This window comes from Allobosea sp. FW305-C-101 (genome assembly GCF_058783685.1).
The window spans coordinates 190,523-203,323 of sequence record NZ_JBYSYT010000001.1; the positions used below are offsets into that span (position 1 = coordinate 190,523).

A 12,801-nucleotide genomic window follows, 5' to 3' on the forward strand; every position below is an offset into this window, starting at 1 on the left:
AAATATCTGCAAGAGCGACAATCGCGAATTTTCACGTTGCCGCCTGCCAGCGGCATCCTTGGCCCATTCCGGCGGGTTCGGAAAGGGAGGATTGTCCGGGCAATGGCGCGAAGAAACCCGCTCGTGGCAGGATTGGCTGCTGACCGCGCGGCCCGTCGCGCTATGGTGCAGGCCGTGACAGCGCAGGAGCGCCTCCATGCAGATCGGCCTGATCCTCTTCCCGAAACTGACCCAGCTCGATCTGACGGGCCCTGCCGAGGTCTTCTATCGCATGCCGGGAGCGAAGGTTCAGCTTCTCTGGAAAACCATCGAGCCCGTTTCCTCCGATCGCGGCATGGCGATCCTGCCGACGATGCGCTTCGCCGATTGCCATGCGCTCGACCTGATCTGCGTACCCGGCGGAGCCGGACAGATCGACCTGATGGACGACGAGGAAACACTGGATTTCCTGCGCCGCATCGCGCCGACCTGCCAGCTGGTCACATCGGTCTGCACCGGCTCGCTCGTGCTCGCCGCGGCCGGGCTGCTCGATGGCTACAAGGCGACCAGCCACTGGTCCTCGATCGATCAGTTGTCCCTGCTGGGCGCGATCCCCGTTGCGGAACGGGTCGTCAGGGACCGCGATCGTGTGACCGGTGCCGGCGTCACATCCGGGATCGACTTTGCCTTGACGGTCGTGGCCGATCTTCTCGGCGAAGAGGCCGCACGGGAAATCCAGCTGCAAATGGAATACGACCCGGAACCGCCCTTCCAGAGCGGCTCCCCTCGCTCGGCCTCGCCGGCTCTGGTCCAGGCGATGCGGGAGAAGATCGCGCCGTTCATCGCAAGACGGACGGCCGCAACCGAACGCGCCGCATCCCGATTGCGCAAGACACGCCCCTAGCCCCTCGCTCCGCAGGCGATGGACGAGGATCGGCTTGATATCCCGCGGCGCGGGTCGCAACCTGAAGCAGGTCAGCGGCGGCCGGGCTTATTGCGGGGGTCGTTCAAGCACGACCCGCTGGCGAGGTTTCGTCCCGTTCCCGGATGAAATCCATGTTGAGCTTCAGGCCGAGCCCCGGCAGGTCCGGCACATGCATGTGGCCGTCGATCGGCAGCGGCGCGCCATCGAAGACCTGCGCCGTGATGTCCTCGAACATCAGCAGGCGCTCGAGGAACAAGGCGTTGGGCACGGCCGCGACGAGATGCAGGTGGAGGTTCTCCATCGCATGCGGTGCAAACTTGACGTTCCACGCCTGGGTCAGCGCCGCGCATTTCAGCATCTCGGTATAGCCGCCGGCCCGTGCGCCATCGACCTGCACGATGTCGGCGGCATCGTGCATGAGCAGGTCCCTCACGCCGAACTTGGTGTATTCGTGTTCGCCGGTCGCCAATGGGATGTCGGTGCCGCGCTTGAAGCGAGCGAGGCCTGGAATATCGTCGGCGAAGACCGGCTCCTCGAACAGGAAGATATCGTACTCACGGATGCGGTTGGCGAGCTGCACCGCCGTCGCGGCGTCGAAGGAATTGTTCGCGTCGACCATGAGGTTGATGTCGGGGCCGACCGCCTCGCGGACCTTGCGAACGCGTTCGGCGTCGCGGCGCGGGTTGCGGCCGCCATCGAAGCCGACCTTGAACTTCACCGTCGTGAAGCCGCGCGCGACCATGCCCTTGATCTCGTCGACGAGTTGGTCGTCGGAATAGGAGGTCCAGCCGCCGCTGGCATAGACCGGCACCCTGGTCCGGTCGCCGCCGAGCAGCCTGTAGACGGGGAGATCGACGATCTTGCCCTTGAGATCCCAGAGCGCGATGTCGACGGCGCTGAGCGCGCAATACATCAGGCCCTTGCGGCCGACGCCACGCAGGTAGTGGAAGAATTCCTGCCAGATCGCCTCGGTTTCGAGAGGGTCGCGGCCGATCAGCCGGGGCGTCATGTTGCGGTTGATCAGCTCGCAGGTCGCCTCCCCGCCGACCTCGTGATAGGTGACGCCGATCCCCTCAAGCCCCTGATCCGTCGTGATGCGCACGATCACGAAGCCGATCGTCTCGACCTTGCGCGTCGCGTCGGCAAAGCCGCCCAGAACGGGTGCCGAGACGAGGTGAACGTCGATCTTCCGGATCCGGTGACGCATCAGCTTCCCCTCCAACCCAGATTGACATCATTATCAATAATGATATCGATATTCATATCGATAGACCTTGTCCAGCGAGGCTCTCGCCTTGATCCCGAAGCTCAGCCGCCCTTCCGATCTGGTCTACGGGATCGTCAAGCGGCGGATCATCCTCAACGAGCTGACGCCCGAGACGGTGCTGACCGAGCTCGGCCTCGCCCATGAGATCGGCTGCAGCCAGGGGCCGATCCGCGAGGCGCTGCTGCGCCTGCAGGAGGATGGCCTCGTCGTCCGCTCGGGGCGGCGGACGATCGTGACGCGGCTAACGGCCGAGGAAGCCGACGAGATGCTGGCCTTGCGGCGCAGGATCGAGACGCGCGGGGCGCTGAAGGCGGCTCTCCATGCCGATGGCCAGGCCCTCGACGACCTGCGCGGCATCCTGGCTGCGATGACGGAAGCTGCGGCAGAGGGCGACGAGTACCGCGTCATCGAAGCCGATAAGGATTTCCACCTCGCCCTGTTCCGCCTCTCAGGCCTCGACGCTCTCGGCCAGATCCTGGCGCGCTGCATTATGCACTCGAACCGGTACAAGCTCTGGGCGCCGGAGCATCGCCGCCCGCTGATCGAGACGGCGCGACGCCACGACGTTCTCTACGAACGCCTCGCCGCTGGCGACGGAAGCGGGCTCGCGGCCGCACTCGGCTCCCATATCGACACGATCGTTCTTCAGGGCAGCGACGAGGTTGCCGCGTGAACGCCTTCATCCACCCGCAGATGGCCCGGATCCTCGCCGGCTTCGCGGCGGCGCCCGGCGTCGACTTCAAGACCCTGCCGATCGCGGAAGCGCGCGCTTCCGCGGATGCCGGCTCCATCGCCTGGAACGAAGGCGCGCCTGCCATTCCTGCGCGCGATCTCACCGTCACGGGGGCAGCAGGGACGCTAGGGGGCAGGCTCTATCATCCGAAGCCCGGAACCACCCTGCCCGTCATCGTCTATGTTCATGGCGGCGGCTGGACCTTCGGCTCGGTCGATACCCATGACGGCACGATGCGCCATCTCGCCGTCGCCTCCGACTGTGCCGTCTTCGGGTTCGATTACCGGCTGGCGCCCGAGCATCCCTACCCGGCCCCTCTGGACGACACGCTCGCCGCCATCGCCTTCGCCTTGCAAGGCGAGCTCGGCCCGGATGTCGATGCACGGCGCTGGGCGCTCGCCGGAGACTCCGCCGGGGCGACGCTCGCGCTCTCGGCGATGATCCATCGTCGCGATACGGGGCTGACGCTCCCCGCGACGGCTGCCTTGTTCTACGGCTGCTACGCTCCCGATTTCGACACCGGCAGCCATGCACGGTTCGGCGAGGGATACATCCTGACCACGGCGAACATGCGCTGGTACTGGCGCAACTATCTCGCCGCAGCCTTCGACGCGCCTCCGACGCTGGCCGCACCGCTGCATGCCGATCTCGCCGGGCTGCCGTCGCTCTATCTCACGGCGGGCGGGCTCGACCCCCTCGCCGACGACACGCTCCGCCTCGCCGAGCGCCTGGCAGCGGCGGGCTGCGCCTTCCGCCACGACCATGTGCCGGGTGTGATCCATGGCTGCCTGCGCATGAGCCGGGAACTCGCACCGGCGCAGGCCATGATCGACGCCGGAGCCGCCTACATCACCGAACGACTATAAAAAACATCAGGGGAGTGAAACTCATGGAACGCAGGACCTTCATGAAGCTCGCGGGAGCGGCTGCGCTCTCCTTTGAGGCCGCCCGCCCGGCCATCGCACAGGGCAAGGCGACGGTGCGCTGGTGGTACCACTACGACAATCCCCAGAACACGCCGGCCGCCCTCGTCGCGAAGTTCGAAGCCGAAAACCCGGACATCAAGATCCAGGCCGAGCCGATCCCGTGGGGTGGCGGCACCGACTATATCAACCGCATCTTCTCGGCCCTGGTCGCCGGCAACCAGCCCGACTGCGCGATGGTACGCCTGTCCTATCTCTCGCGCTTCGGACAGATGAAGGCACTGGAGCCGCTGGACGGCTTCCTCGCCAACTGGAAGGGCCGCAGCGACATCGCGGAGGATGTCTGGAAGATCAACCGCTCACCTGACGGCAGGCAGTACTACATGCCGCTGCACTACGTGGTGATCTATCTCTACTACCGGCAAGACATGCTTCAGCAGGCCGGGCTCCAGCCCCCCAAGAGCTTCGGAGACTTCCTCACCGCCGCCCAGGCGCTGACCAAGGACGGCGTCTTCGGCTACGGCATGCGCGGCGGCGCCGGCTGCCATGACAACTGGGGGCCCTTCGTCCTCGGCGGCGGTGCCAGCTTCGACAAGGGCGGCATGGTCACCGAGAAGGCGCTGGCGGCGAACCGCTGGTTCGTCGACCTCGCCGTGAAGCACAAGGTCGTGCCGCCCTCGGCGCCGACCGATGCCTTCCGCCAGATCGTCGATGCCTTCAAGGCCGGCCGGACCGGCATGGCGATCCACCATATCGGCTCGGTCGCCGAGGTCGTCGGCGCGCTCGGCGACAAGGTCTCGGCCGTGCCGGTGCCGCGCGGGCCGGACGGCAGCGGCTGGACCTATTTCGGCGACGAGTCCAACGCGATCTTCGCCGGCAGCAAGAACAAGGAAGCGGCGTTCCGCTGGATCAGCTTCCTGTCGAGCGCCGAGAACAATGCCGAGCAGGCCAAGCTCAGCGGCCAATTGCCGATCACCATCTCGGATACGAAGACCTGGACCGTGCATCCCAAGCGCTTCGTCGAGGCGAGCGACGCCTCCCTGCCGATCGCCCGGCCCTTGCCGGACCATGTGAAGACGCCGGATTTCGTCGGCCGTGTCCTGCCCACCAACCTGCAGCGGGCCCTGACCGGCGGGATGAACCCCGACGAGCTCATGAAGGCGGTCGAGCAGACCTTCAACGGCTGAGGCCGGATCGCAGCGCGCGGCGCCGGGTGAACCGCGGCGCCGGCCATCGATCCAGAGGAACGAAGCCATGAACAAGACGATGGCGAGCGGCGCGATGCTGCGCGCGGCGACCCCATATGGATTCCTGCTGCCGGCCCTGCTGGTGACGGCACTGGTCATCCTGTTTCCGGTGCTGCAAACGGCCTGGTACAGCCTGCACGACTACGTTCTCTACGATCCCGACAATTTCCGCTTCGTCGGCCTGCGGAATTTCGCGACCGCGCTCTCGGACGAGGTGTTCTGGATCTCGCTCGCGAACTCGGCGCTCTGGGTCGCTGGCGTCGTCTCGCTCCAGCTTCTTCTGGGTCTTGGCGCGGCGCTCCTGCTCAACCAGAGCTTCTGGTGGCGCGGCATGGCGCGGGCCCTGGTGATCATCCCATGGGCCCTGCCGAGCGTGATCATCGGCCTGATGTGGACCTGGATCTACGATTTCAACCTCGGCGTCTTCAATGACATCCTGCTGCGCCTTGGCCTGATCTCGGCCCCGCATCCCTGGCTTGCCCAACCCTCGACGGCGCTCGCCTGCATCATGCTGGCACTCGTCTGGCAGGGTTTCCCGTTCTTCACCGTCACCATCCTGGCGGGCCTCCAGACGGTTCCGGGCGAGCTCTACGAAGCAGCCGAGATCGACGGCGCGAGCCCCTGGCGCCAGTTCGTCCACGTCACCCTGCCCTCGATCGCCGGCATCATCGCCACGGCCGTGCTGCTGCGCGTCATCTGGGTCGCCAACTCGCTCGACGTCATCCTGGTCATGACCGGCGGCGGGCCGGGCTATGCCACGCATACGCTGCCGCTTTACGCCTTCCTGCGCGCCTATACCGGCATGGAGTTCGGCTATGCCGCCTCGCTGTCGCTGATGCTGACCGCGATCCTCATCGGCATCGTCTGGCTCTATGTCCGCCGACAGGCCGGGGAGATGGAGAAATGATCCGGCGCCGCTCCTTCGCCCGCAACCTGATTCAGGTCGAAATCCCCGTCCTGCTGGTGCTCGTCTTCGCGCTGGCGCCGTTCGTCTGGATGCTGCTGACCTCGATCAAGCCCAATGCGGACCTCTCGCAGTTCCCGGTGCGCTACCTGCCGAGCAGCACCACCTTCGAGCACTACCAAACGCTGATCCAGCGCACGAGCTTCCCGGTCAACCTGCTGAACAGCCTGATCATCGCCTGCGGAGCCGTCGTGCTCGGACTGGCCGCGAGCGTGCCGGCGGCGTACTCGTTCTCGCGCTTCCGCTTCGCCGGGCGGCGCACGCTGATGACGAGCTTCCTCGTCATCAACATGTTCCCGATCGTGCTGCTGATCATCCCGCTCTTCGTGCTGATGCGGATGCTGGGGCTGATCGACACCTTCATCGGCGTCATCATCGGCCATTCGACCTTCTCGATCCCGTTCTCGATCTGGATGCTGGTCAGCTACTTCAACGCGATCCCCAAGGATCTCGACGAGGCCGCGACGATCGACGGCGCCTCTCGCTTGCAGACGATCCGGCTGGTCGTGCTGCCGCTGGTGACGCCCGGCATCGTCACCACCGCGATCTACGTCTTCATCACCTCGTGGAACGAATACCTGTTCGCGATGATGCTCTCGGGCGAGACGGTGCGACCGGTGACCGTCGCCCTGCAATTGTTCATCGGCGAATTCACCGTGCAGTGGGGCATCCTCACCGCGGGCGGCACGATCATCGCTTTGCCCGTCACCATCCTTTTCCTTTTTGTGCAGAAGCGCCTCGTCGGCGGCCTGACGGCAGGAGCAGTCAAATCATGACCAATGCGATCGGGGTGATCTCGATGTTCTACGCGCGCCCGTTCGGGCGCGAGTATTTCCCGACCTTCCGACGCATGAAGCAGGCCGGGGCCGATGTCGTCGAACTGCTCGTTCCGGAGCCGGGCGAACTCGATCTCGCCGAGACGAAGGCGGCTGCCGCCGATGCCGGCCTTGCTATCGTGCTGGCCGCGCGTGTGAACCTGACCCGCGACCTCGCCAGCCCCGATCCGGCCGCGCATCAGGCCGGCGTCGCCTATCTCGAGCAATGCGTCGATATCGCCGCCGCGCTGGGCGCCGGCATCGTCGGCGGCCCGCTCTACGGCGCGCCGCTCGTCTTCGCCGGCCGGGCACCGCATCCGGTCGAGCCGGCCGAGCGCCGCCGCCGGGTCGACGCCGTCGTGCGCGGCCTGACGCAGGCCGCCAAGCGTGCCGCCGACAAGGGCGTCGTCCTCGGCGTCGAGCCGCTGAACCGCTTCGAGACCGACATGTGCAACACCTGCCGCCATGCACTTGATTATGTCGAGGCCGTCGCTTCTCCGGCCGTCGGCGTGATGCTCGACACCTTCCACATGAACATGGAGGAATTCGACCTTGCCGCATCGATCCGGCTGGCGGGAGCGCGGCTCGTGCATTTCCAGGCGAACGAGAACAATCGCGGCTTCGTTGGCTCCGGCCATATCGACTGGCCGGCCGTCGCACGCGCGCTTGCCGCAAGCGGCTACAAGGGCCCGATCGTTCTGGAGCCCTTCCGGCGCGACGACGAGGCGGCGGGCGTGACGCTCGCGCAATGGCGCGCGCCCGCGCGGAACGAGGATTCCGAGCTCAAGGCCAGCATCGACTATCTCAAGGCGACGCTCACCTTCGCCGACAGGCTCGCCACGACGAAGGGAATTGCCTGATGAACGCCCCCCTGCGCCTCGGCTGGATCGGTTGCGGCACCCATGCGAACGAGATGCTGCTGCCGCAGGTCACCCGACACGATGTCATCCTGCAGGCGATCTGCGACCTCTCGCCGGAGGGCCTCGCCACGACCGGCCGGCGCTACGGCGTCGCACCAGAGAACCGGATGAGCGACTGGCGCGCGCTGCTCGCTCGTACGGATATCGACGCCGTCGGCCTCGCCATGGGGCCGCAACAGCATCACGAAGTCGGCCTCGCGACAATCGCCCGGGGATTGCCGCTCTTCATCGAGAAGCCGCCGGCCGCGACATCGCGGCAGGCGCAGGAGCTGGCCGATGCAGCGAAAGCCCGCGGCGTTCCGGTCGTCGTCGGCTTCATGAAGCGATACTCCACCGCCAACCGGATCGCGGCCAACGTCATCCACGGGCCGGAATTCGGCGAGACGGCGAGCTTCGTCGGCCAGTACATGACCGCGCCGACCTATTTCGCGGGCGACGTCGACTATACCGGTTTCTACCTGCATCACTGCGTGCACTATTTCGACCTGATCCCGCATCTGATGGGCGAGGTCGCGACGGTCAGCGCGCGCCGGCACGAGCTGGAGCCCGGCAAGCTGCTGCTCCATGTCGATTTCCGCTTCCGCAATGGCGGCATCGGCACGCTCGTGATGGGCACGCATCAATCACGCGGCACGCCGATGGAATGGTGGCAGGTGATGGGCGACCATCGCCGCGTCGAGGTCCGCAACCTGCACGAGGTCCGCTATTTCCGCAGCCCGCCCTTCAAGGTGTCGCGCGCGGATGCCACTCTGACCGAATCCGAGGACACGCTGGTCTGGGAGCCGAACTTCACCGTCGCCGCCAACGAGGACCACAAGGGCTATCACGCGATCCTGGGCGATTTCGTCCGTGCCGCTCGCGGCGAGACGCTGGATTGCCCCGACGCTGCGGCAGGGGCGCGAGCTCTCGCTCTCCTCGAACAGGCGATCGCGTCCGCAGACGCCAACTCGCAAGGGTGATGGCCCTCAGCGCGGCTGAGCCTGAGCCGTGCCACGCTCCATCAGGAGCGTGCGCAGGCGCCGGAGCCCTCTCACCAAAACTATCGCTTTTGTCGACAGTCGCCGCTAGCAAATGACATGCGCGCCGACGTCCTGGGCCTTCAGGCTTTCATCAGCATCGCCGAACGCGGCAGCTTCCGGGCTGCGGCCTCCCATCTCAACCTGTCTCAGACGGCACTGAGCCACCGTGTCCGCAAGCTCGAGGAATCGCTCGGCACACCGCTCTTCCTGCGCACGACACGGCAGGTCTCGCTGACGGCAGCCGGAACCACGCTGCTGCCGCGCGCGCGCCGGATCTTCGAGGACCTCGGTTCCGCCATCGACGAGGTGAAGGTCGAGGTCCGCGAGCGCGACACGGAAGTGTCCGTCGGCTGCCTGCCGACGGTGGCCGCCCATTGCATGCCCTCCGTGATCGCCGCCTTCGCCAAGCGTCATCCCGGGCTGGGCGTCAGGGTGCACGACAATTCAGCCTCCGAGATCGCCGACAAGGTGCAGTCCGGCGAGGCCGAGTTCGGCGTGACCATCGTCGCCGCGAACCGCTGGGACCTCGAGCTCAAGCCGGTGGTCAAGGAGCCGTTCGTGCTCGTCAGCCATCGCGACATGCCGCTCGCCCAGGCGGCGTCGCTGACATGGGCCCAGCTTCAGGACGAGCCGCTCGTCCGCATCAGCGCCGAGACGGGCAACCGCATCCTGATCGACGACGCGCTCGGCTCTCGCCGGGAGGCCCTGACCTGGCGTTACGAGGTGCAGCGGGTCGTCACCGCCGTCAGTCTCGTACGCTCCGGGATCGGCTATGCCATCGTCCCGCAGCTCGCGCTCGACGTGGTCGATTCCGGCGGGCTGGTCGCGATCCCGCTGCGAGCCCCGGCGATCACCCGGACATTGGGCATCATCACGCGCAAGACGGTGCCCTTGCGCCCCGCGACGCGCGACCTGCTGTCATTGCTGAGCGCTTCACTGAAGCGCAGCATCGCGCGCCCGGATTGATGATTCAGATTGCTCAATCGCTGCATTCTTATCATTTGATGAAGCAATAGACCTGCCCCACCCTTGCTGCGGGAAGAAACGTACAGGGAGTGGCGACGATGGCTGGTTCAGCACCGGCAGCGATCGCGTTCATCGGCTTCGGTGAGGTCGGACAGACGTTTTCGCGCGGCCTCATGGCCAATGGCGCCATCGGCATTCGTGCCTATGACCTGCTATTCGACAGCGCTGCCGGCCGCCGACTGGAGGACGCCGCGCAACAGATCGGCGTCGGTCGCGGCGCCACGCCCGCGGAAGCCTGCGGCCAGGCGGATTTCATCTTCTCGGCGGTGACGGCAGACCGCGCCGAGGCCGTGGCGGCCGAGGCGGCCGCCTGGCTGAAGCCCGGCCAGATCTTCGTCGACGTCAATTCAGCGGCGCCTTCGACGAAACAGCGCGCGGCGAAGGCGGTCGAGGCCAGCGGCGCCGACTATGTCGAAGCTGCCGTGATGGCACCCGTGCTCAAGCCCGGCTTGAAGGTCTCGATCCTTGCCGGCGGCCCCAAGGCGAGTGCCACCGCAGACATCCTCAACGGCCTCGGCATGAACCTGGCTCCAGTCTCGGAGACGTTCGGCCGGGCTTCCGCGATGAAGCTCTGCCGCAGCATCGTGATCAAGGGGCTGGAGGCGCTCATGGTCGATTGCGCCGCCGCCTGCGAGGCCTGGGACGTCAAGGACCCGGTCTTCGCCAGCCTGCACGCAACCTTTCCCTCGATCGATTTTCACGCACTCGCCGTCGACATGCGCGAGCGCGTGGCGACCCATGGCGTCCGGCGCGCAGCCGAGATGCGGGAGGCCGCCGAGATGCTCGCCGCCGCCGGGCTTGCGCCGGGGCTCGCCAGCGCCGTCGCCGATGCACAGCAGCGCGGCGCGCGCCGCAAGGGAGGCCTTTGATGCAGCTCGACCGCCGTTCCGTCCTTGCCGGCCTCGGCACAGCAGGATTGTCGGGCCTCGTCCCGGCCCGGGCACAGCCGGCATGGCCGAGCCAGATCATCCGTATCGTCGTGCCGTTCACGCCGGGCGGCAGCACCGACGTGCTGGCGCGGCTGATCGCGACGAAGCTGGAGCAGGTCATTCCCGGCAGGGGCTTCGTCATCGAGAACCGGCCGGGCGCCGGCGGCATGACCGCGGCCGGTCAGGTCGCGAAATCCGAGCCTGACGGCCACACGCTGATGATGGGCCATATCGGCACGCTGGCCTTCACGCCCTCGCTCTATCCGAACGTGCCCTATGACCCGGTGAAGGATTTCCAGCCGGTCGCCCTGGTGGCGATGGTGCCCAACATCCTGGCGATCAACCCGAAGCTGCCGGCGAAGACGCTCGGTGAGTTCATCGCCTATGCCAAGGCCAATCCCGGCAAGCTGAACTACTCGTCCGGCGGACAGGGCAGCGCCGCCCATATCGCCACCGCCTACCTGACCTATCGCGCCGGCATCGACGCCGTGCATGTGCCCTATCGCGGCACGGCGCCGTCGGTGAACGACCTCGTCGCCGGCCAGGTCCAGTTCACGCTCACCGGCGGCCCGGCCGTGCTGCCACTGGCCGAAGGCGGACAGCTGCGCGTGCTCGGCGTCGCCAGCCGCGAACGCGTCGGCTTCGCGCCGCACCTGCCCACCCTGGCCGAGAGCGGCCTGCCCGATTTCGAGGCGGTGCAATGGTATGGCGTGGTCGCGCCGGCCAAGACCCCGCGCCCGATCGTCGACCGGCTCAACCGCGAGATCAACGGCCTGCTCAGCCAGCCGGACTTCGCCGCGGCGCTTGCCCGCGACGGCGCCATCGCACAGCCCGAGATGCCGGATGGCTTCGGCAAGCTGATCGCCTCGGAGCTCGCGCTCTGGCGCGACGTCATCACGCGCGCCGGCATCAAGGCGTCGGAGTGAGCCGATGGGTCAGCGCGCCGTCCCCTGCATGCTCATCCGCGGCGGCACCTCGAAGGGCGCCTATTTCCTGCGCGACGACCTGCCGGCGGATGTCGCGGCGCGCGACGCCTTCCTGCTCGCCGTGATGGGCTCGCCCGACAAGCGGCAGGTCGACGGGCTCGGCGGCGCGCATCCCTTGACCAGCAAGGTCGCGATCGTCTCCCGGTCGAGCGAGCCGGGCTGCGATATCGACTTCCTGTTCGCGCAGGTCGGCATCGAGACGGCGCAGGTCGATACGACGCCGAATTGCGGCAACATCCTCGCCGGCATCGGGCCGTTTGCGCTGGCGCGGGGACTGGTCAAGGCGAGCGGCGCGCGCACGACCATTCGCGTCCGCACGATCAATACCGGCACCATCGCCGACCTCACCATGGACACGCCCGATGGCGAGGCCAGTGCCGAGGGCAACGCTCGCATCGACGGCGTGCCCGGCACCTCGGCGCCGATCGATATCGGCTTCCTCGACGCGGAAGGTTCGGTCTGCGGGGCGCTTCTCCCGACCGGCAACGTCGTCGACGTGATCGATGGCGTCCCCTGCACGCTGATCGACAACGGCATGCCGGTGATCGTGATGCGGGCGGCGGATGTCGGGCGCAGCGGCTACGAGCCGCGCGATCAACTCGACGAGGATCGCGAGCTGAAGGCGCGGATCGAGCGCATCCGGCTCGCCGCCGGTCCGCTGATGAATCTCGGCGATGTCGCGAAGAAAGTGGTGCCCAAGATCGCGCTCGTCGCGCCGCCGCAGGCGGGCGGTTCGATCTGCACGCGCAGCTTCATCCCGCATGAATGCCACGCTTCGATCGGCGTCTTCGCCGCCGTGACGGTGGCGACCGCGGCCGCCCTGCCCGGCTCGCCGGCGGCTTCCGTAGCGGTGATGCCCGAAGGCCGGGAGCGCTCGCTCTCGGTCGAGCATCCGAGCGGCGAATTCACGGTGACGCTCACAGTCGGTGGTACCGCCGACCGGCCGGTGATCGAGCGCGCCGGGCTTTTGCGCACGGCGCGCATCCTGATGGAAGGCCGTGCCTTCGTACCGGCAAATGTGATGGCGGCTCATGCGGGCGGCGCCCGCCACGGTGCCGAATGAGACGA

Annotated in this window: 13 protein-coding genes; 12 read left to right on the plus strand and 1 reads right to left on the minus strand. The window is 67.0% G+C overall.

Going from position 1 to position 12,801, the window contains the following annotated elements; genetic code table 11:
• Positions 1-196 precede the first annotated feature (196 nt).
• The gene (locus AC3WMA_RS00885) at positions 197-883 is read left to right on the plus strand and encodes a DJ-1/PfpI family protein (protein ID WP_492283535.1); all 687 of its coding nucleotides are present in this window, start codon (positions 197-199) and stop codon (positions 881-883) included.
• Between the two features lie 103 nt (positions 884-986).
• On the opposite strand, the gene AC3WMA_RS00890 is transcribed toward AC3WMA_RS00885, so the two are convergent.
• On the minus strand, positions 987-2,111 hold the full coding sequence (locus tag AC3WMA_RS00890) for a mandelate racemase/muconate lactonizing enzyme family protein (RefSeq protein WP_492283536.1): 1,125 nt from the start codon (positions 2,109-2,111) through the stop codon (positions 987-989).
• A 67-nt stretch (positions 2,112-2,178) separates the two neighbouring features.
• Here AC3WMA_RS00890 and AC3WMA_RS00895 point away from each other — a divergent pair, with 67 nt between their 5' ends.
• The 11 genes from AC3WMA_RS00895 (at position 2,179) to AC3WMA_RS00945 (ending at position 12,796) form a co-directional block, all read left to right on the plus strand.
• A complete protein-coding gene (locus AC3WMA_RS00895) occupies positions 2,179-2,844 on the plus strand; it encodes a GntR family transcriptional regulator (RefSeq protein WP_492283537.1) in 666 nt (221 codons plus the stop codon).
• Positions 2,841-3,770 carry an alpha/beta hydrolase gene (locus tag AC3WMA_RS00900; protein ID WP_492283538.1) on the plus strand — a complete coding sequence of 310 codons (930 nt, stop codon included), beginning with the start codon at positions 2,841-2,843 and terminating at the stop codon, positions 3,768-3,770. Before AC3WMA_RS00895 ends, AC3WMA_RS00900 begins: the two co-directional genes overlap by 4 nt.
• Positions 3,771-3,793: 23 nt before the next feature.
• Positions 3,794-5,014 carry an ABC transporter substrate-binding protein gene (locus AC3WMA_RS00905; RefSeq protein ID WP_492283539.1) on the plus strand — a complete coding sequence of 407 codons (1,221 nt, stop codon included), beginning with the start codon at positions 3,794-3,796 and terminating at the stop codon, positions 5,012-5,014.
• 67 nt (positions 5,015-5,081) lie between these two features.
• Positions 5,082-5,981, plus strand: coding sequence for a carbohydrate ABC transporter permease (locus AC3WMA_RS00910; protein ID WP_492283540.1), 900 nt, complete (start codon positions 5,082-5,084; stop codon positions 5,979-5,981).
• Positions 5,978-6,814, plus strand: a complete 837-nt coding sequence (locus AC3WMA_RS00915; protein ID WP_492283541.1) for a carbohydrate ABC transporter permease — start codon at positions 5,978-5,980, stop codon at positions 6,812-6,814. The genes AC3WMA_RS00910 and AC3WMA_RS00915 overlap by 4 nt, the downstream gene beginning before the upstream one ends.
• A complete protein-coding gene (locus AC3WMA_RS00920) occupies positions 6,811-7,713 on the plus strand; it encodes a sugar phosphate isomerase/epimerase family protein (RefSeq protein ID WP_492283542.1) in 903 nt (300 codons plus the stop codon). The genes AC3WMA_RS00915 and AC3WMA_RS00920 overlap by 4 nt, the downstream gene beginning before the upstream one ends.
• Positions 7,713-8,732, plus strand: coding sequence for a Gfo/Idh/MocA family protein (locus AC3WMA_RS00925; RefSeq protein ID WP_492283543.1), 1,020 nt, complete (start codon positions 7,713-7,715; stop codon positions 8,730-8,732). The genes AC3WMA_RS00920 and AC3WMA_RS00925 overlap by 1 nt, the downstream gene beginning before the upstream one ends.
• 117 nt (positions 8,733-8,849) lie before the next feature.
• Entirely contained in the window at positions 8,850-9,758 is a 909-nt protein-coding gene (locus tag AC3WMA_RS00930) for a LysR family transcriptional regulator (RefSeq protein ID WP_492283544.1), read from the plus strand.
• Between the two features lie 98 nt (positions 9,759-9,856).
• Positions 9,857-10,687 (plus strand): NAD(P)-dependent oxidoreductase, encoded by an 831-nt coding sequence (locus AC3WMA_RS00935; protein ID WP_492283545.1) that lies wholly within the window; start codon positions 9,857-9,859, stop codon positions 10,685-10,687.
• Entirely contained in the window at positions 10,687-11,673 is a 987-nt protein-coding gene (locus tag AC3WMA_RS00940) for a Bug family tripartite tricarboxylate transporter substrate binding protein (protein WP_492283546.1), read from the plus strand. The genes AC3WMA_RS00935 and AC3WMA_RS00940 overlap by 1 nt, the downstream gene beginning before the upstream one ends.
• A gap of 4 nt (positions 11,674-11,677) precedes the next feature.
• Positions 11,678-12,796 (plus strand): 4-oxalomesaconate tautomerase, encoded by a 1,119-nt coding sequence (locus AC3WMA_RS00945; RefSeq protein ID WP_492283547.1) that lies wholly within the window; start codon positions 11,678-11,680, stop codon positions 12,794-12,796.
• Positions 12,797-12,801 lie beyond the last annotated feature (5 nt).